19 protein-coding genes are annotated in these 20,139 nt (G+C 39.2%); 7 read left to right on the top strand and 12 right to left on the bottom strand.

Annotated elements, in window-relative coordinates; translation table 11 throughout:
• Positions 1-16 precede the first annotated feature (16 nt).
• A complete protein-coding gene (locus AC3WR0_RS14505; RefSeq protein ID WP_492552978.1) occupies positions 17-514 on the bottom strand; it encodes a divergent PAP2 family protein in 498 nt (165 codons plus the stop codon).
• A gap of 84 nt (positions 515-598) precedes the next feature.
• Between AC3WR0_RS14505 and sspL the strand changes: the two genes are divergently transcribed.
• Entirely contained in the window at positions 599-739 is a 141-nt protein-coding gene (gene sspL, locus AC3WR0_RS14500; protein WP_027321989.1) for a small, acid-soluble spore protein L, read from the top strand.
• A 268-nt stretch (positions 740-1,007) separates the two neighbouring features.
• Here the strand turns inward: sspL and AC3WR0_RS14495 are convergent, their stop codons facing one another.
• The 6 genes from AC3WR0_RS14495 to AC3WR0_RS14470 form a co-directional block, all read right to left on the bottom strand.
• Positions 1,008-1,910, bottom strand: coding sequence for a 5'-3' exonuclease (locus tag AC3WR0_RS14495; protein ID WP_492552977.1), 903 nt, complete (start codon positions 1,908-1,910; stop codon positions 1,008-1,010).
• 81 nt (positions 1,911-1,991) lie between these two features.
• Complete coding sequence (locus AC3WR0_RS14490) at positions 1,992-2,834, bottom strand: sulfurtransferase (RefSeq protein WP_492552976.1); 843 nt, start codon at positions 2,832-2,834, stop codon at positions 1,992-1,994.
• Positions 2,835-2,845: 11 nt separating this feature from the next.
• Complete coding sequence (locus tag AC3WR0_RS14485) at positions 2,846-3,607, bottom strand: nucleotidyltransferase domain-containing protein (protein ID WP_492552975.1); 762 nt, start codon at positions 3,605-3,607, stop codon at positions 2,846-2,848.
• An 8-nt stretch (positions 3,608-3,615) separates the two neighbouring features.
• Positions 3,616-7,266, bottom strand: coding sequence for a dynamin family protein (locus tag AC3WR0_RS14480; RefSeq protein ID WP_492552974.1), 3,651 nt, complete (start codon positions 7,264-7,266; stop codon positions 3,616-3,618).
• 309 nt (positions 7,267-7,575) lie between these two features.
• Positions 7,576-8,148, bottom strand: a complete 573-nt coding sequence (locus AC3WR0_RS14475; protein ID WP_492552973.1) for an isoprenylcysteine carboxyl methyltransferase family protein — start codon at positions 8,146-8,148, stop codon at positions 7,576-7,578.
• On the bottom strand, positions 8,142-9,236 hold the full coding sequence (locus AC3WR0_RS14470; protein WP_492552972.1) for a type III polyketide synthase: 1,095 nt from the start codon (positions 9,234-9,236) through the stop codon (positions 8,142-8,144). The genes AC3WR0_RS14475 and AC3WR0_RS14470 overlap by 7 nt, the downstream gene beginning before the upstream one ends.
• Before the next feature lie 305 nt (positions 9,237-9,541).
• On the opposite strand from AC3WR0_RS14470, the gene AC3WR0_RS14465 reads away from it, so the two are divergent.
• Complete coding sequence (locus AC3WR0_RS14465) at positions 9,542-9,997, top strand: chemotaxis protein CheX (protein ID WP_492552971.1); 456 nt, start codon at positions 9,542-9,544, stop codon at positions 9,995-9,997.
• A 66-nt stretch (positions 9,998-10,063) separates the two neighbouring features.
• On the opposite strand, the gene AC3WR0_RS14460 is transcribed toward AC3WR0_RS14465, so the two are convergent.
• Positions 10,064-10,837, bottom strand: a complete 774-nt coding sequence (locus AC3WR0_RS14460; RefSeq protein WP_492552970.1) for an SDR family NAD(P)-dependent oxidoreductase — start codon at positions 10,835-10,837, stop codon at positions 10,064-10,066.
• Positions 10,838-11,218: 381 nt separating this feature from the next.
• Positions 11,219-11,347 carry a hypothetical protein gene (locus AC3WR0_RS14455; protein WP_492552969.1) on the bottom strand — a complete coding sequence of 43 codons (129 nt, stop codon included), beginning with the start codon at positions 11,345-11,347 and terminating at the stop codon, positions 11,219-11,221.
• Positions 11,348-11,692: 345 nt separating this feature from the next.
• Between AC3WR0_RS14455 and AC3WR0_RS14450 the strand changes: the two genes are divergently transcribed.
• The 3 genes from AC3WR0_RS14450 to AC3WR0_RS14440 are packed head-to-tail and all read left to right on the top strand — an operon-like array spanning position 11,693 to position 14,010.
• Positions 11,693-11,857, top strand: a complete 165-nt coding sequence (locus AC3WR0_RS14450) for a cytochrome c oxidase subunit 2A (protein ID WP_492552968.1) — start codon at positions 11,693-11,695, stop codon at positions 11,855-11,857.
• A gap of 21 nt (positions 11,858-11,878) precedes the next feature.
• Positions 11,879-12,355, top strand: a complete 477-nt coding sequence (locus AC3WR0_RS14445) for a cytochrome c oxidase subunit II (protein WP_492552967.1) — start codon at positions 11,879-11,881, stop codon at positions 12,353-12,355.
• The gene (locus AC3WR0_RS14440; RefSeq protein ID WP_492552966.1) at positions 12,355-14,010 is read left to right on the top strand and encodes a b(o/a)3-type cytochrome-c oxidase subunit 1; all 1,656 of its coding nucleotides are present in this window, start codon (positions 12,355-12,357) and stop codon (positions 14,008-14,010) included. The genes AC3WR0_RS14445 and AC3WR0_RS14440 overlap by 1 nt, the downstream gene beginning before the upstream one ends.
• Positions 14,011-14,259: 249 nt before the next feature.
• Here the strand turns inward: AC3WR0_RS14440 and AC3WR0_RS14435 are convergent, their stop codons facing one another.
• Positions 14,260-15,768, bottom strand: a complete 1,509-nt coding sequence (locus AC3WR0_RS14435) for a carboxypeptidase M32 (RefSeq protein ID WP_492552965.1) — start codon at positions 15,766-15,768, stop codon at positions 14,260-14,262.
• A gap of 190 nt (positions 15,769-15,958) precedes the next feature.
• A complete protein-coding gene (locus AC3WR0_RS14430) occupies positions 15,959-16,192 on the bottom strand; it encodes a DUF2249 domain-containing protein (RefSeq protein WP_492552964.1) in 234 nt (77 codons plus the stop codon).
• A 126-nt stretch (positions 16,193-16,318) separates the two neighbouring features.
• Between AC3WR0_RS14430 and AC3WR0_RS14425 the strand changes: the two genes are divergently transcribed.
• Positions 16,319-16,465: a hypothetical protein gene (locus tag AC3WR0_RS14425; protein ID WP_492552963.1), complete on the top strand. Its 147-nt coding sequence runs from the start codon at positions 16,319-16,321 to the stop codon at positions 16,463-16,465.
• A 392-nt stretch (positions 16,466-16,857) separates the two neighbouring features.
• On the opposite strand, the gene AC3WR0_RS14420 is transcribed toward AC3WR0_RS14425, so the two are convergent.
• Complete coding sequence (locus tag AC3WR0_RS14420; RefSeq protein ID WP_492552962.1) at positions 16,858-19,221, bottom strand: nitric-oxide reductase large subunit; 2,364 nt, start codon at positions 19,219-19,221, stop codon at positions 16,858-16,860.
• 216 nt (positions 19,222-19,437) lie between these two features.
• Here AC3WR0_RS14420 and AC3WR0_RS14415 point away from each other — a divergent pair, with 216 nt between their 5' ends.
• A complete protein-coding gene (locus AC3WR0_RS14415) occupies positions 19,438-20,130 on the top strand; it encodes a Crp/Fnr family transcriptional regulator (protein WP_492552961.1) in 693 nt (230 codons plus the stop codon).
• The last annotated feature ends 9 nt before the right edge of the window (positions 20,131-20,139 follow it).

The raw sequence follows: 20,139 nt of genomic DNA, 5'->3' as shown, positions 1-20,139 counted from the left end.
CCTTAAATATATCTCTCTATTTCAATTTTAACCCATTTTTCGACAATTTTCTATCTTTTTTTGTCAATAAATGGCCTGTTACCCCGATAAGTACTCCAAGAAGGGCACCACCGATTACTTCTTCTGGCTGATGTCCAAGCATTTCCTTGAGTTTTTTTGGAGAGTTTTCTTTAAAGGCAACAGGATCATCCTTGTGGATTTTTTCCATAAGGTCATCAAGCGAATTCACTTTTAATGTTAATTCCCCAGTTTGGCGGCGAATTCCTTGGGCGTCATACATTACAATCAACCCATATACTAGAGAAAGAGCAAAATCAAAGGTCGGAAGACCGCGCTTAAGCGCAATAAAAGTGGTCAGAGATGCAACCCCGGCTGAATGGGAGCTAGGCATCCCTCCTGTCTGGAAAAACAAATCAGGCCGAAGTTCTTTCTTTTTAAAATAATGAATGGGGATTTTTAAACCTTGTGCTAGTCCAATACTAAATAATGCTAAGTAGACTCCTTTGTTTACCAAAACCTTCACCTCTTTTAACGATTTTAAAAATATCCGTGTTTTATTATTCCCGAAGGAGACACTAAGAAAACGGAGGTGAGGGAATTGAGTAAAAAGAATAATGGAAATCGTGGAGTAAAGGCACCTGGTGTAAATCCGCAGGGGTACGGTCAGGATGCAGCTATGACTGAAGATCCAAAAAGCGAATTGGAAAATCGGGCTAAAAAAAGCAATACAAAGCGCTAGAAAACTGCGTGCAAAAAAAACGGCTGATCCAATCGGAAGCAGCCGTTCAGACTGTAGACAAGCCCGATGTAATCGAGCTTACCTACAGTCTTTTTTTAGAGGGGCCAGCTGATTTCCATTAGCTGACCAGGCCCGCGGAAAAGCGAGTCTATTTTTACTTTACAAAAAGAGCCTTAATAAAAATCTTATCACAGAACACTGCCGGACACAGTACGCTTTCGCGGCATTTGTTTTTCATCGCCTTTTGCGGATAGGTTTAGCGTTCTAATTAAGCTATTACCTCTTCTTCTTCTTCTTCAAGTGGAAGCATTCTGTGAAGCCCTTTTAATTCCATTTGAGTGAACATATCTATTACTTTTTCTCTTGCAAAGCGCCATTCTGCCTCTTCGAGTGTTACTGAAACAGGAACATCACATTTAATCTCTGCCAATTTTCTTGAAAGATGAAGCATTTCGAGATCCTGTTCTATTTTTGTTTTATGGGATTTTGAAAGGTTTTCAAGATTGGCAATGATGCCTTCAACATGTTCGAATTCCTTTAACAGCTTCAGGGCTGTTTTTTCCCCTATCCCCTTTACTCCGGGATAATTATCTGACGGGTCGCCCATTAACGCTTTTAAGTCAATCATTTGCCTTGGGGTGATCCCTTTTTCCTCAAAAAAGCTTTCAGGTGTGTGAACCAGGTAGTTTCCATATCCTTTTTTCATCAGGATAACCGATACGTCCTCATCTATTAACTGAAGAATATCCTGATCACCGGTAAGAATAGATACTTTCGCGAAACCCTTCGCCTGCTGTGCAATAGTTCCGATGCAGTCATCTGCCTCAAAACCAGCAAGCCCGATATTAGGTATATCAAAGGATGAAACAACCTCTTTTACCAAATCGAATTGCGGCAGGAGCTCAACAGGGGCTTCTGCACGATTGGATTTGTAGTCCTGGAACATCTCTGTTCGGAAAGTCTTGCTTCCCATATCCCAGCAAACAGCCAAGTGTGTTGGCCGAAAAGAGGAGACAGCAGTTAATAAATGCTTTGTAAAACCGTGAATCGCATTAGTGGGAATACCCTTTGAATTTATCATAAACTGGCCTGACATTGCTGTTGCATAAAATGCCCTAAACAGCAAAGCCATGCCATCTACAAGCAGAAGAGAAGGTTTTTGTATTTGCAATTTTACAGCCTCCAAAAATAAAATTATTCATTTATTATACCATATTTCTAGGCTCTTTTGGCTGTATATTGATACCATATCCTACTCTTCACCAGCAGCAACTGGATTATCCTCATAAGAAATCCAATCGCTAAAGGAACCAGGATAAAGCTTTACCTTTTCAAATCCCGCTTCCTTTAATAAAAGATAATTTGGAGCGGCAGTTACTCCTGAGCCGCAGTAAACAATTATTTCCTTTTTCGGGTCCAAATCAGAAAATCTTTCCCGCTGTTTTTCTGCAGGTTTCACATTACCATTCTCATAGCCTTCAAACCATGGTTTGTTCAAAGCACCGGGAATACGGCCTGCCTTTTTATCAATAGGTTCTTCAAAACCCAGATAACGATTTTTCTCTCTTGAATCAATTAAAATTTTGGAGCCTTTATTTTCTTCATTTACAAGATTCTTAACTTCCTCATATTCAGCCTTTATATCATTTTGAAAATCAGGAATGAAAGTCGCTTTTTCAAAGTGAGGTATTGTTTGAGATAAAGGGGCTCCTGCTTTTAACCAGTCTTGAAACCCTCCATCTAAAACATAAACCTTTTCATGGCCGAGATATCTCAGCATCCACCAGAACCGTGCAGCAAAGGCGCCATCACCATTGTCATATGCAATAAGGATTGTATCTTTCCCAATTCCTGCCTGTTCTAATTTCTTGATGAACTGATCCCAATTTGGAAGCGGATGGCGGCCTCCATGGACTCCCGGAGGGGCAGACAAATCCTTTTCAAGATCAAAATATATAGCATCCGGCAGGTGATTCATACTATACTCACGTGCCCCCTGTCCCGAGTCTTTCAATGAAAAACGGCAATCGGCTATTCTCAATTTAGGATTCTGTAAATTCTTAAAAAGCCCGTCTTTATCAATTATATATTTCATTTTCACCCTCCTTAAATTGGTTTTGTAAGGTCCAATATTTTTGAAAGCCATTTATCTAATATATCTATACTAGGCTGATCCTTTTTAAGCAGATCGGCTTTAACTTCTATACTGCTGCTCTTACTCTCCATCAGAGAAATGATATCCTGTACTTCAGAATCAGCAATAAGGCTCCCTTTCCTCTTAGCATCCGACACCTTTATATAGGCTTCATTCATAGCAGGAAGAAATTCAGCACTATCTTCTAGTAAATGAAAAGGAGATAAAACCTTTTTATCTCTAATAATTCCCTGGCTGATCAGCTCTGCTCTTATAACATGAATCAGCTGTTTTTGGGCCGAAGGACTAAATGATTTTTTTCTTGATATTTCTTTAAGGTTGCGTGTTTTCAAAGACTGATAGTGCTTTAAGAGTGAGAAAGGAGAATACTCCTCCTCTATGATAGCGGTCAAATCCTTTAAAAAGCTGCCCTTATTCTTATAGATTTCCGGAGAATACACCCATTCATAAATCCCGGGGTTGGACTTCCGTATCAATTCAATTGCTTTATAAATATCATACCCAACTGCATCATAGGGGGATGATAGGTCCAATACAGCAGGATTTTTTCTGATAGATAAATAAGACCTGATATCCTTACAGCGGTAAATAAAACGGATATCATGATCGGACTGTTCGGTAGCGGTCCCCCAGGCTCTGCTGCCAGCTTCACAGGCGAATAAGATTTCAATATTATATTCATTTTCTAATTCCGATAGCCAGCGGTCTATCATCTAATCACCTATTCCTCAAGCTGTCTGATAATTCCTTCCAGCTTATCAAGCGGCACATCGCCTCCAAGTGCGGAAAGGATACTTAAGAAATATTCTTCTGCCTGTTCCTTCATTTGATTCTGCAGGTTTATAAATTCATTATCCAGAGAATTTTCAAAAGAATCCTTCAGGCGTCCGTTTTCCTTTGATAGATACTCATCTGCAGGTATTTGCAGGACATTGTATACTTCCTCACTCGTTAACTTTTTGTCATTCTTCTCGAAAAATGATTTTGGGTTTTTAAAATATGAAAGTGCTTTTGCGAAGACTTGTCTGTTCATATTTTCAAAGGCGTTTGGAAAGTCCATCTCAACCCCAAGTGATAAGTCCGGTTCAGCCAAAGATAGTCCTTGATCAATATCAGCAAATTTCTCCTGCATAGAGGAATTAAATTCTTTTAAAAGCTTTGTTGAATAATTTTCAAGGCGCAGAAGGGTAGCCCTCATTTCCTGAGCAAAATCAAAGCCTATACTCTTAAGCAGATCTTCCAGACAGTTTTGAATTTCCTTTTTCAAATTCCGCCCATCATCCTTTAAAGTAGCAGGATTAAATGACTCCTTAAAAAAGTCCGAAAACCGCAGGAAAACTCTTTGCTTAATATAATAGGTAAGTTCATCTGATTCCTGAGTCATACTTTTTAACAAATATTCAGGAGTCTGTTTCTCTATCCATGCAAGTGCCTGGTCCTGTTTCGCTTCAATTTCTGCCCGTTTCTTTTCCCTTTCGGTTTGATCCTCTAAAGCAGCCTGGATGAGATTCTGTATTCTCTCCTTGAGTCGATCTAATTCATTCCGAGCAGAAGAAATTGCTATATCGGTAAGATCATGGTTGATAAAATGATAAAAATTATTCTCAAAAGCTGGCATCCCAGAGATTAACTCAGGGGTTTCGGTTTTCTTCTCTTCTAAAGCCTGCAAACTCGATAAAGGATATAGATGAGGCCTTTTAATCCCATATTGAACAAGCTGCTCACCTACATATTGGACCACAGAGTTTTTCTCTTCCTCACTCTCAGCCAAATCGGCAGCATTAATAATAAAAAACATTTTATCAAGCTGGAAGGATTCTTTTACCCTTCCCAGCTGAATGAGAAATTCCCTGTCCGCTCTTGAAAAAGCATGGTTATAATACGTTACAAATAAAATCGCATCTGAATTTCTTATATATTCAAAGGCAACCCCTGTATGACGGGCATTAATTGAATCTGCCCCAGGAGTGTCCACCAGGGTAATGCCTTTTCTGGTTAGTTCGCAATCATAATATAATTCTATCCATTCGACAAAACAGGATTTTTCCTCTTTAGCTACATAATCAGAAAAATCATCAAGATTTTTTTCGATAATATTGCCAAAAAGGCTCTCGAAGGAGGAAAAGCCATCTCTAAATGCCTTTAAAAAGGAAAAGTGTGTCTTTTCCAGTGCATTGTCTTGTTTTTCGTTTTTTAAGACCTCAATTATTCCTGATTGAGCTTCATGAAAACTAACTGCACTGAGTCCAAACACCTCAAGAGATTTGTTTACATCCTCTAGTAAAGTTTTTGAATCCTTGACTTTAACTAAAACAGTTCCATGAGGAATACTTGAAGTTACCGGTTTAATCTTATTAATAGCTGCTGTTGTCGGATTTGGTGAAACAGGCAGAACTTTTTCACCGATTAATGCATTGGCAAATGAAGATTTCCCAGCGCTAAATGCTCCAAACAGAGCTACAGTAAAGCTGCGGTTTTCCAGTCTTCCCGCTTTCTCTCTAAGCCCATTTGCGAGCTTGCTGAAACCGGAAATCCCTTCTACAAGAGCAGAAGCACTTCTTAGACGGTTTGCATATATTGGAACCCGGCTTTCTTCTGACTCAGCACCACTTTTATTAACAGGGAGAGGATTGTTGTCAGAAGCTCCGTTTGAAACTATTTTTTGTTTTTCTTCCTTATGTAAGCTGTTTCGAATAATTTCCACTTCTTCTTCATCACTGAAAAAGTGAGCCTGTACCAATGCTTTATTGCTGATATCCTCGGTTAAGATAGTATAAATAGATGATTCAGAGTTCCCGATTTCTTCCTCTTTACCTTTAATTTCTTTGAGGGCATTTGCGAGTCGTGAAATTTCGCTTAATTCACTTTCCAGCTTCTTTTTCCCGCTATCATTCTTCAGTTTGATGGAATCTGAGAAGGCTTCTTTAAAGTCAGTTAACTGAACTCTGGCTAGTTTGTTTATTTCTTTTACCACATCATCCGTATAATTCAGAACATAATCTCCTGAAAGCCGTGCACCCTTCTTGACAGTACTTTCAAGGAGTTCTTTTGAAAATTGAATTGAAAAAGACTGTGCCATCGCAGTCAGTTTTTGCTCTTCAAGTCTATATTCTTTTGTAACGCTAATTAAATATTCCCTAAGATGCCACTCAAGCTGAGATTTTGTTTTTTCAAACAGGTCATTATAAAAGTGATCAAGCCGTGCTTCTCGTTCATCTTGAGTTTTTTGCCTAGAGAATAAAATGCCCACTTTAAATTCAGGCTGGCAGGATTCCAAGTAGCGTTCAGCCAACTCCCTCGTTTGGAATGGCATTAAATAAGCGTTTTTTATAATTTTTTCTGACTCATTCTCAAACGCATCAATAGCCTTGTCTTTTTTGTCATCTAAAGCCTTTAATTCCTCTTTAAAATGAAAAAGGTTTTCAGGAATTTTTCTCTGTTCCTCAGCTGATAATTCTGTTAGAAGTTCACGATATGGCGCAAGATAATCTTCCTTTTCAAGCTGTTTCTCTCTTAAATGGTCCACGGTAAGTTTTTTCATGGAGGAGAAAAGAGAAGGAACTAAAAGTTCGTCTTTTAACTTAAGCCGAGACAGAATAAAATGCTTTAAGGCGGTAAACTGATTTAAAGGATGATCGTTATCCTTTAAAGAGGTATAAAAAATCCCAGCAGGTTTTACACCCCATGAGGCAAATGACTCCTCCACACTGTTGCGGAACTCTTCAAAGCTTAGTTCTTCTTCGCGATGCTTATCTATTTGGTTAATAACAAGGTAAGTCTCTTTACCGGCCTGAGCAAGTTCTTTTGTAAACATAAAATTTAGCTCGGACTGCACATGGTTATAATCCATCACATAAAAAACCAGATCAGCGAGATGAATAGCAGATTCTGTTGCCACCCGGTGAGCATCATCTGCAGAATCAATCCCAGGAGTATCCAGAATTACGGCGTTTTCAGGAAGGCTGGAGGTTTTATGGCTGATTTCTATTTCCTCTATCATATCGCCGTCCTTGCAAAAATTCTTAACCATTTCGTAATCATAAGGAGCCAAATATAGTCTTGGCTTTTCTTTTTTAAAGATTACTTTGGCATATTCATCGCCTGATTTTACTTTCACCAGGTTGGCACTGGTTGGGATTGGACTGGAAGGAAGGAGTTTTTCACCAATTACAGTATTAATCATGGTGGATTTCCCTGCAGAAAAGTGCCCGCAAAAGGCTATGGCAAATTCCCTGTTCTCAAGCTTTTTTCCGAGCTCCCAAACCTTTTCTGCATTAACCTTGTCTTTATTTTCAATAAAATATTCATATAGTGAAATCAATCTGGTTTGTAATGTATTGTAATCTTGCTGCTGATTAATGGACTGAATCATGAGTCTTCCCCTTAAATAACGTATTTTCCCTCTTATTTTATACGATAATTCTTATTTTTCCCACTTTATCATCTTGTAAATAAAATAAAAACCAGAGGAATTTTTCCCCTGGTTTGGAATTGGTTTTTTTAAGAAGCACTTGTGATATTTTTTAGTACATGTTTCATTACAAATGCATAAACAACAATTGTTCCGCCTACAAAAGCCATGGCCATTCGTAACACCTTCCCCGCTGAAAATGAATTGAGAATGATTTTCAATGTTAATTAGAGTTTAACATGAATGATAATGGTTTTCAAGCGCTGCTGGTTAACTGTCATATTTCTTTAACAATTCCGGTACAAATCGGTTACAGTCTTTAAAGGTTGTATCATATTCTGTTAATTGCTTAAGAGCTTTTTCTTCAGCCGGAATTCGAATGGAAAGCATGGCCGCATTTAATAATGTAAATACTCCGGCTGTAATATAGGCCTGAAATAGAAGAGGGATCACTATTAGTTCAATCGTAACAATTACATAGTTGGGATGCTTAATAAAACGATAGGGACCTTTTCGAACAATATTTGCATTGGGAAGAACAATAATTTTAGTATTCCAAAACCTTCCGAGCGAACTGAGCGCCCACACTCTAACCCCCTGGGTAACAAGAAACAGGATCAAAAGGGCAGGCCAATAGGGCGATAATCCTCTTTTCAGCACAATAACTTCGGCTAAAAGCGCCACAAAAAATAGTGTATGCATCATGACCATCAGCCTGTAATGCTTGTGGCCAAATTCAAGAGCACCCTTACTTTTCATCCATATCTCATTACTTCTTGCGATTCTTAGCTCCGCAAGTCTTTGGATAATTATGATGGCAAGAACCAGATAAAAAATTAGCACTCTTCCCACCTCATTAATAGAAGTTCCGAACTAAATCCTGGCCCAAGGGCAGCCCCAAGGCCAATTTCCCCATTACTGAATTCCTTCTCCATATACCTTTTTAAAACATACAGAATGGTAGCCGACGACATATTTCCATATTCCTTTAATACATCAAGTGATATTGAATTCATGGCAGCCGAAATTCCAAGCGACGTTTCATAAGCCTCTAAAACCTTTTTGCCTCCAGGATGGGCTATAAAATGGCTTAATTTATGTATTTCTAGATTGTTTTTTTCCAAAAAGCTGCTGACATTAGGCTTCAGCCAGTTTTCTACAATAGTTGGGATATCTCTTGAAAAAATAACATAAAGACCTTGGTTTTTAATATCCCACCCCATCACATCAAGAGAATCAGGCATTAAGGTTGATTGGACATCGAATATTTTAGGTAATGTCCTCTTTAAACTAATCGATTGATCAATTGCCTCGTCTCCACAAACAAGTGCACAGGCAGCACCATCTGCAAATAGAGAGGTTCCGATGAGATTACTTTTAGATCGGTCATTCCGCTGAAATGTAAGACTGCATAGTTCTACAGATAAGACAAGAACCTTTGCTGACGGGTAGGCCAGACAGTATTCAAATGCTCTTGATAAACCCGATGCGCCACCCGCACAGCCCAGACCCCATATAGGTATCCTTTTAGTATGGGGTGAAAACGGAAGAAGATTCATAATCCTTGCATCGATACTCGGTGTGGCAAGACCTGTCGTTGAGATGAAAAAAAGCGCATCAATTTCCTGATAAGGAACTTCACGTTGTAGAAACGTATCGCTGGCCAGGCATTTTTCAATTGCCTCTTTGCCAAGGGAAGTAGCTGATTCGATATAGGCCTGGTTCTTTTCTTCAAAAGTCCATTCATGTTTGAACCAATCAAGATCCCTGGCAAAATGACGCTTTTCTATTAATCCATTTTGAAAAACCTTTAAAAGCCTTTCTATATCCTTATATGATTCTGAAAAAAGATCATGGGCAAAATCCATTACCTGTTCTTGTTTTATTTGATATTCAGGAATAGCTTCTGCAATTGAGAGGATTATTGGCATGTTTTTTTCTCCTTTAATGCGGTGTTGATATTTTTTCCCACATTTAGATGATTATTCATTTATAACTCTCTCTGCCTTTTCCCCAATTAAATAATATGTATTCCCTTAATTTTTTTTGCATAAAAAAAGCTTCCCACACCAGGGGGAAGCAATACGTTTTGAAGGTGTTGTTGTGCTATTTCAGTATATCTTGCTTTTCACCTTTTTACATTATTAAAACATTTCCAAATTAATTATCAAATTTTTCAGTCTCAATTTGATTCTTTATGATAAAATTTACCTATTAATCCTCGGAGGAAACAGGAATGACCTTAACTAAAAGTGTTACTGACATATTAAATGCCGTCATTCTTTCGGTAAAAGCTATTTTGCCTTTTGATATAAAGCTTGATTCTCCTTCTCTATTTAGTCAGCCGTTTACCCAGCATTCCATGGGCGTACTGATAGGATTGACAGGTGAAGTGCGCGGACGACTTATTATTGATGGGAATGTGGAAATCTTTGGGAGAATTGCTGAAAAAATGTTCGGAATGTATCTCGATGGGGAAATGCTCGATTCTTTTGCAGGAGAACTTGGTAATATGATTGCCGGCAGCTTTTCTTCACATGCATTTAACCAGGGATATAATATGGATATTACCCCTCCCACTGTTCTCGTTGGAGAGGCAAAGGTATATGGATTCTCCAAGGCTTTCCGTCTGCCAGTTCATTTAGGAAATGCAGGTACACTGAACCTGATCCTTGCGGTGGATCTTCAATAGTTTTTTCTAAAAAAAAAAGCGGAAAAGGCATGTCTCAGTTGGGACATGCCTTTTGGCTATTTCTTATCAAAATCCGTGGATAGTCATGCCGCCATCGACAAAGAGTGTTTGTCCATGAACGTAGTTTCCTGCATTGGAGGCTAGAAAAACAACAGGACCGACCAATTCTTCCAGTTCACCCACTCTTTTTAGAGGGGTAACAGCAAGGATATCGCTGACATACTCTTTATCTGCAAGAAGCTTTTCAGTGAGAGGAGTTTTAAAATACCAAGGCCCGATAGCATTTACATTGATATTATACTGTCCCCATTCAAGCGCAAGAACCTTTGTCATTTGGATTAATGCCGCTTTTGTTGCTGCATAGACTACTCCCGTTCTTAATGCAACATGGCCCCCTACTGATGTAATAGAGATAATTCTTCCGCCTTTTCCATGTTCCTTCATAACGCGTCCAACTTCCTGGGACATCATAAAAGCAGATTTAAGGTTTGTATCCATGATGGTTTTCCATTCATCATCTGTAACATCCAATGCCTTTGAGCGGATGTTCATTCCTGCATTATTAACAAGAATGTCTGGGGCTCCCCACTCTTCGGATATTTTATTTACCGAGTGCTGAACCTCTTCTCTCTGTGTCACATCTGTAGGAAGAATTAATGTTTTTCTTCCTGTTTTATGTATTAAAGATGCTGTTTCCTCCAAATCAGCCGCGGTTCTGGACAATAATGCTACATCAGCACCCGCTTCCGCCATGCCAACTGCAAGAGCTCGTCCAATCCCCCTGCCTGCACCCGTAACAATCGCTTTTTTCCCATCCAATTTAAAAGAAGGCAAATACAAAATTCATCATCCTTTGCTTATTTATTTCATAATTTTATCATATTTTTTTATTATTCTAAATAAAAGGGGATTGTCGGTTTAAGGGATGTTGTATATGTTTACCTTTTGTTTTATTTACCATCCCCACGCATGAAATCAACTTTCGTTCAAGAAGCCAGGTTTTTTAGTTAGTCATCGGTTCTCCTTTCTCCAGCGGATTTCGGTCACTAAACAGGTCTTATTATTACCGTTCCCTCCAACATTGTTTTCGGTTAATAAACAGTTCCTTTATTTCCCCTCTTACCTTTCGAAGCTGATTCGTAGCAATAAGAAAATGTCTGGTAATTTATTAAAACATTCTTCTCTCTTTCAATGAAATGAAGGGAAGCTCCTCAGCCTCCCCTAATTTCTGGAATCCTTTTGATTTTGAACTTCTATCCAAATCTTATTTTTGGCAGTTTCCCCGCAAACCTTGCATGCCTGCTCTTTCTCATAAAGAAGCCGGCATGATTCACAATAATATTTTTCCATAAAAATTCCTCTCGCTTCCAAAAACATTATATTCTTTATTTTATTTTCAGATAAGAAAAAGGTTACTCTTGCAAACTTATTTGGTTAAAAATAATCAATCTAGTAATCAACAACTTTCATCACACCCCCAATGTTATTTTTCACATAAAGTTCACAAGTGGATCAAGCCAAAAGTGATGTATATCACAGTTTTGAGGGGTTTTTAACTTTATCATAGTAATTACCTAGTATTGAACAATTTGTGAATTTTAGGAAACCCATCTTTTACTTTCTCAATTGTTTTGTATTATGAAATAGAACTTATCTTAGCTATATTTCAATTTACAGAGGGGAGTGCGAAGAGAAATGGCAAAGGCTCAACTTAAAACCGGACCAAAGTCCAATCCAAAAGTGAAACATGAAGAGGAAAGTGAATCACTTAAAGGAACAATGGCTTCCGTAATGTTTTTAGGCTTATTCATTATTGTCACCTGGCTGGGTGTTTACTTTTTATTCGTAGATCGTTTCTAATCTTGAAAGGGGAAAAAAGACATGCATATGCATAAACTCGAAAAAATTTGGCTTATCTTTGGTTTGGCAGCACTAATTGTGTTTCTGTCCACAATCGGAGTAAGCGCATTCTATCTTGGAAATAAACCGCCTAGCTGTTTAACTACTGTTGATCCGGAAAAAGTGGACCAAACTGCACCATTTAATAAACCTGGTCTTCATAAGGTAGAGGGCAAGGATTGGGATTACGAACTTGTTTATGTCGCTCAGGCCTTTGCTTATAATCCAACACAAGTAACGGTTCCTCTTGGTGCCAAGGTAAAAGTTATTTCAACAACAAAAGATGTAGTACACGGCTTTGAAGTAGCAGGCACTAATATCAATATGATGCTTGAGCCTGGTTATGTAAGTGAATATACAACAACATTTGATAAAGAAGGCGAGTACCTGATTGTATGTAACGAATATTGCGGTACAGGCCATCATTTAATGAGTTCTAAGATTGAGGTGAAAAAATAATGCCTAGCATAAATTCAACTATTAAAGTAGATTCGCGTGATGCAAAGCTATCAATGGCACATTTTTACGTAGCATTTGCCGCTCTTGCAATTGGCGGACTGATGGGACTTTTGCAAACTCTTGTCCGATCTGGGAAGTTTGAACTTCCCGGCGGGATTGGCTATTATCAAGTTCTTACTGTTCACGGGGTTTTATTAGGTCTTGTACTAACAACATTTTTCATCATGGGCTTCCAGCATGCCGCAGTTAGCCGTACTGCTGGTACTCACTCCGATAAAGCCCGACTGACAGGCTGGATTGGATTCTGGGTGATGACGCTCGGAACTGTAATGGCCGCTGTAATGGTTTTAATGAATAAAGCAACTGTTTTATATACCTTCTATGCACCGCTTCAAGCTCACTGGATTTTCTATCTTGGCTTAACATTTGTAGTAGTGGGCAGCTGGATTGACGGAATTGCGCAGATTATGACTTATGCAAAATGGAAAAAAAATAATCCTGGCAAGCCAGGTCCGCTTTTAAGTTTTATGGCTGTAATTAACACTGTTCTTTGGATTATTTGTACGATTGGCGTAGCAGCTGAAGTACTATTCCAGCTTCTTCCTTGGTCACTTGGTTTAATTGATCGAGTTGATGTTCTTGTTAGCCGTACTTTATTCTGGTATTTCGGACATCCACTTGTTTACTTCTGGCTGCTGCCTGCATATATGGCTTGGTATGTTGTTATTCCAAAGGTAATCGGGGGAAAAATATTCTCTGATTCTCTTGCGAGATTGTCATTTATTCTGTTCCTATTATTCTCAATCCCTGTAGGATTCCACCATCAGTTAACTGAGCCTGGAATTGATCCTGCATGGAAATTCATCCAGGTTATTTTAACCTTCCTGGTTATTATTCCTTCCCTAATGACAGCTTTTGCAATGTTTGCAACCTTCGAATCAGCGGGAAGAGCTAAAGGTGCAAAAGGAATGTTTGGCTGGGTTAAAAAGCTTCCTTGGAATGATGCCCGTTTTACTGTTCCGTTTATCGGAATGGCTGCCTTCATTCCTGCAGGTGCTGGTGGTATTATTAATGCTTCTAACCAAATGGACCAAGTTGTTCATAATACCATCTGGATTACAGGTCACTTCCATTTAACACTGGCAACCTCTGTTGTTCTTACTTTCTTTGGTATTTCTTACTGGCTGATTCCGCATTTAACCGGTCGTAAATTAACTAAGAAAATGAATAAACTGGCATTAATCCAGGCATGGGTTTGGTTTATAGGTATGGCTTTCATGTCAGGTTCTATGCATGCTGAAGGATTGCTTGGTGCACCAAGGCGTTCTGCTTTCTCTACGTATATGGGTGCTAAGCAGGCTGCTGAGTGGATACCTTATCAAATTGCACAGGCTGTTGGCGGAATAATCTTATTTATCGGTATTATCCTGATTATCATAATCTTCATTAACCTGGCTTTCTTCGCTCCAAAAGGAGAAGAGGAATTCCCAGTTGGAGAACAAGCTGAAAATGCTGAAGCAACCCCAATGGTATTGGAAAACTGGAAATTATGGATTGGCATTTCTATTGTTTTAATCCTATTCGCTTACACTATTCCATTTATTGATATGATTCAAAACGCTCCTATTGGATCAAAAGGGTTCAAAACCTGGTAATAGGATAAACACTGACTCGCTGGCACCTGCTACTCAGGAAGGCGAGTCTTTTGAGGAAATAGTTAACTTATAGATTGTTAGCTGAGATACAAGCTTAATCCAATTGTACCTTGTAGGGATAGCGAGTGAGGCTATCACGGTATTTGGCCCAGACGGAGCCTATATCATTTTGATAATTAATGGATGACCGAAGTGAATTTTGACAGTAAAAAGGGACCTGGAGAATTTCTCCGGTCCCTTTTTTCATTGTTAGCTTAACTGATATACTTTTCCGTACTTTTCATACAGATAGTCAATGAGATATTGGGCGTTTAAGCCCTCTCCTGTAACATCCTTAAGAATTTCCAGTGGTTTTTTCAGCTTGCCAAACTGGTGAATATTTTTTGTAAGCCACTCGCGGACTGGCTTGAGGTCTCCCTCTTCCAGAAGCTGATCGAAGTTCGGGATATCCTCGAGCATCTTTTGCTTAAACTGGGCAGCATACATGTATCCCAGCGCATAGGAAGGAAAATAGCCAAAGCTTCCTCCTGACCAATGAACATCCTGAAGAACACCCTCAGCATCCTTTTGCGGACGTATTCCAAGGTATTTTTCGTACATATCATTCCAGATTTCAGGCAGGTCTTTAACCTCTATCTCGTCATTAAATAGGCCTTTCTCTATTTCATATCGGATAATGACGTGAAGCGGATAGGTGAGTTCATCTGCTTCAATCCTTATTAATGAAGGCTTGGACTCATTAATGGCTCGGCAGAAATCCTCCAGTCTTACTCCATTAAACTGATCTCCGGTATAGTCTTTTAACAGATCATAATTTCCTTTCCAGAAGGAAAAGCTGCGGCCTACAAAGTTTTCATAAAATAAAGATTGTGATTCATGAATTCCCATCGAGGTCCCGCTGCAAAGCGGTGTACCGATTAAGTCAGGTGAAATATTCTGTTCATACAGGGCATGGCCCCCTTCATGAATCGTTCCGAAAACGGCTGTACGGAAGTCATTTTCATCGTATCTTGTGGTAACACGTACATCCCCCGGATTCAATCCTGTTGCGAATGGATGGACAGTTTCATCAAGCCTGCCTGCCTGAAAGTCGTAGCCCATTTGGTTTAAGATTTCTTCGCTAAACTGCCTTTGCTTGTCTTTAGGAAAGTTCTCAAAAAGAAAATCTGTATGTGGCTTGTTTGCGGATTCCGAAATTTGCTTAACTAAAGGAACAATCTTTTCCCTAAGCTGGCCAAAAACCTGATCCAGAGCTTCTACAGTTACCCCTGGCTCATACATATCCAGCAGGGTATTATATTTATTTCCTTCATATCCCCAATATCGGATGAATCGCTTGTTCATCTCCACTAATTTTTCCAGGTAAGGACGGAACATTTCGAAATCTGATTTCGCTCTAGCTTCCTCCCAGACGCTCTCAGCTTTGGACTGCAAAACAACATATTGCCGGAACTCTTCAGCAGGTATTTTTCTGTTTCTGTCGTATTGTTTCTTACATTCTTCTAAAATCTTTTTCGTATTCCCTGATAGTTCTCCGCTCGATAAATTCGCTATGTAAGCTGCCATTTCTTCCGAAGTGGACATTTTAAATACTTCAGAGGAAAGCATGCCAATCACTTCAGATCTTTGATCTACGCCTTTTTTTGGTGCCCCTGTTCGCAAATCCCAATATATCAGCCCTAGTGCTTCATTATAGGCGCTCATCTTTTTTACAAAATCAAGAAACTCTTTTTCCAGTTCCTTCAGCTTCTCGTTCATTCCTTTCCCCCCTCTATTATTTACCAACCCATTTTATCATACTTTTCTGAAAAGGATATTAAAAAATGTTCAGACTTTTAAGTAATTAACCTGAATTCGACTGAAGAAAAAAAACAACAGATGTTTCATCTGTTGTTAAGAATATGGGGATGTGAGGTTAAGAGAAAAGCAAAAGCAAATCCGTCAGAGTCTACTTTTTGTCAATTGCTACCTTCCAGGTTTCAGGACCTTCTTCAAGATACTCCCAATTGAACTGTTCAGGGCGCTCCATCATAAACTGGTACAAAAGCGGCCTTGGATCATGATCATTAATAATCTGCATGCTTTGGCCACTTTTTAATTCATCGAATGTACTAAAAATAGTTGGATGTTTTTCTCGTGGCGGATAATCCGGTACATTTACAACTGCTGTAAAAATTTTCATTGTTTCCACTCCTTTAATGTTTTTTTACCTTCCTCTATATTATAAAATAGAGATAGAAATGCTTTAGTGAGACCCATCACACTGTTAAAATGATATTTTTTATAGTTTACTTGCGGGAGGGATCACATGAGGGAACTGGTAGGATCATGCTGTAATTGCGGGAAGGACCTGTTTTGCCTGGACGGCTTTTTTGCAGGAATTCAGACAGAGGATAAAAAGATTATTTGTTTTGACTGTAATGAGAATAAGGAAAATACCACAGAAGGTGAATAAGTACAAAAGGCGCAAGCGCCCTGAACAGATGATGAAAGGCTTAAAACCGCCACTTCCTTTGGCAACGCCTTTCTGACTCACTTCCTCGAAAAAGCTAATGCTTTTTCTTCGTGCGATGCTTAAGCTTCCGAAGTTTTCCTTGTCCTGTGGGCCTCAGACAGGCATAAGACGAATCACGCAGTCATCTTGAAGTGATTTGGCTTATGACCCCGAGTTGTTCGATTCATGATTCCTCACAAGATATTCAAAGAAGCATATTCTCGAGGAAAACTGGCTGGGCGCTGGGGCTAGATTACAAGAACTTAGTTCGGAGTTATCCACAAGGTAAAAATCCAAAAATTCCCTAAACAATAATGGTAAAGAGGCTGCCCGGTTGGGCAGCCTCCTTTCTTTTAATCTTCATTTGAAGCGAGATCCTTTACAGGCAGTGTTTCATTTTCTTTATGGGTTACACTCCTTAAGTTAAACATTGCTTTTAAGCAGAACAGCAACAGGCTCGCAACTCCGATAAGGAAGATAGTATCAGGAACAGCACGCCAGGTTAATAGAGTCTGAACAATATCCTTTTGCAAGAATGCTGACGAACGTGATGCAGCATAACCATGATAGAAGGATTCTTTGATTTGCAGGAATCCTGCAGGAAGCAAGGAAGCAAATACCATCCCGGCAAGGCCGACATTGAGTGCAATACAGCTGAATTTGATCCATTTGTCGTTCCATGCTTCAGGTTTAACTATATTTCGCATGGAGTAAAGAAGAACTGCGCAGGCAAACATTCCGTATACACCCATCATAGAAGCGTGGCCATGTGTTGGTGTCAGGAACTGACCGTGTTCAAAGTAGCTGACAGCTGGAAGATTGATCAGGAAGCCAAGTACCCCTGCTCCAACCAAGTTCCAAATTGCTACTGAAATTAAGAACCAGAATGTGCCTTTATAAGGGAAATTTACTCCTCCGTCACGCATCATACGGTATTGTTCGTAAGCTTCAAGAATAAGTAATGTCAAAGGAATAACTTCAAGGGCAGAGAATACTGCGCCTAGTCCTAACCAAACCTCTGCAGATCCATTGTAGTAATAGTGGTGACCGATACCAATTACACCGCTGCCAAGGAGCAGGATCAATTGGAAATAAAGAGCTTTTACAGTTGAGCTTTTTGTTACTAGATTCATTTGAACCATCAAGAATCCAATAACAACTACCGCAAATACTTCAAAAATACCTTCTACCCATAAGTGGATTATCCACCAGCGCCAGTAATCGGCAAATGTGAAGCTTGTGTCAGGATTGATAAAGAAAGCAAAAACATAGAACAATGGTACAGCTATTGCAGAATAGAATAACAGGTGGATTAAGCCGCCCTTATCTGTTTCCCGTTTCAGGCCGCTCCTGATTCCACGGTAAACTATAAACAGCCAGATCAGCATTCCTTCGACAAGAATTATCTGCCAGATACGTCCAAGCTCGAGGTATTCCCAGCCCTGGTGACCCAATAGGAACCAATTGTTACCCAGATAGCCGTTTGCTCCAAGCCATTGTCCTGCCATACTTCCTACGACAAGAACTACTAGAGCCCAGAATAAAATATCAACCAGCAATCCTTGTTTCTTTGGTTCATGACCGCCGACAAGTGGTGCTACATAAATTCCCATTCCCAGCCAGGATGTTGCGATCCAGAAGATTGCCAGCTGTAAGTGGAATCCCTTTGTTATATTGAATGGAAGAATATCATGAATCCATTTTAATCCAAAGAAGCTTTCCGGCTCGATATAATAGTGCGCGAGCAGAGCACCAAACATGGATTGAACAAAAAATAGCGCAGATACAATTAAGAAATACTTTCCAACCTTACGCTGTGAAGGTGTTACCGGAATTTTTCTTATATCCAGTTTAGGGAAATTTCCTGGTGTATAGGCTTCCTGCATTCCTAAATGATAGCGATAGAAGAGGTAAAGAATGATACCTACAAATAATATTAAAACAGTTACACTTGCCCCGCTCCACCATATAGCAGAGAATGAAAGATGGTTTCCTGCGTCTTCATAATATGGCCAGTTGTTTGTGTAAGTAATTTTATCTCCCTGACGTACGGTGCTAGAAAGCCATGCTGTCCAGAAGAAGAAATCAGAGATTTGTTTAATTTGGCTGCCATTGGCTACATAAGCGCGATCACCACTTGGCAAATCTTTCTCATTGATCAGGTTAGCCTTTAATCCCCAGCCATCCCCTTTTGTAAATACAATTTTATAGTAAGCTCTTACCTTTTCAAGTCCAAAAGCTTGTGCATCAGTAAGCTTCATAGTGTCTTTCTTGCTGTCATAACGATTTTTCCGCATTTCCTTAATTACATCATTACGAATAATTGTTTTTTCATCTTCAGCCAGTTTGCCAAAATCAGAGCCAAACTTTTTATTCGCTTTAAAATCCTGCATTCCCTGTGTATAGACCTTAAGGGCTTCTGCTGTATAGTCAGGACCCATATAAGAACCGTGTCCCAGCACTGTACCATAATCCATTAAACCGCACTTTTGGAAAACTGCCTGGCCCCCCATAATAGACTTTTTCGTTAGAAGGACCTCGCCATTCTGATTTGTTACTTTTATAGGCCTTGGCGCCTGCTCTTTAAAGATCCAGTAGCCGCCTCCTAATAAAACCGTAAAGCTTAGTAAAATGGTGATAATTAAAATGGATTTTAAAAGTGCATTTCGATTTGCCTTCACCACTTTATTTACTGGTGTTCCCCGTTGAATTTCCATACTGTTCATTCCTTTCTTATGTTCTATACTCGTATTGTAAATGCTGAAAGAACACCATAAAGTGAACCTCCTCATCTATGTCGTGTGATATTTCGCACAGCAGTGAGAATTATTTTCAAAAAAACTATCTAACTATGACGCCGGTCACATATTTAAACATCATTCTCTGATAAACTCGCGTTATAAATAAGAAGTTTTTAAGCAAAGGTGATGCAAATGAAAACAGAAGATATTTTTATGAGGCTTTCAGCTGTCCCTATTTTTAAAGAATTAACAAAAGAGGAACTGGACCCTTTTGTCAAAATTGCACAAACAAGAAATTATAAGCAAAAGATGTACGTATTTATGCAGGAAGATTTATTGGACCGGGTTTTTTTCATTCACTCAGGTAAGGTAAAGATTTATAAAACTGATTTTTCAGGTAAGGAGCAAATCGTTTCTGTATTAGAGCCTGGGGAAATGTTCCCTCATGCAGGGTTCTTCCGGCAGGGAACTTTCCCTGCACACGCCGAGGTATTAGAGGATGCGTTTTTGATTGTTATCCCAATAGATAAATTTGAAGAGATACTAATTACTTATCCCGAATTATGTATCAAGCTTTTTAAAGTACTTGGGGAAAAAATTGTTGATTTGCAGCAACGGCTCGAGGAACAAATTCTTCATAATACCTATGAACAAATTGTTCTTCTGTTGGTGAGACTTTGTAAAACAAACGCGGAGCATTTTGGAGATCAATATAAATTCACAACACATTTTACAAACCGTGAACTGGCCAACATGATTGGAACATCCCGGGAAACAGTCAGCAGAACCATTAACCACTTAAAAAAGAAGGAGTACATTGATCAGGATGATGATGGCTTTTATCTGATTCACCGTGAAGCATTGAAAAAGGAATTATTCTATTAAACAGGGAGT

Source organism: Neobacillus sp. FW104-15D2, from assembly GCF_058790155.1.
The sequence above is the reverse complement of the archived record's forward strand: the minus strand, read 5'-3'. Positions and strand labels throughout refer to the sequence as shown.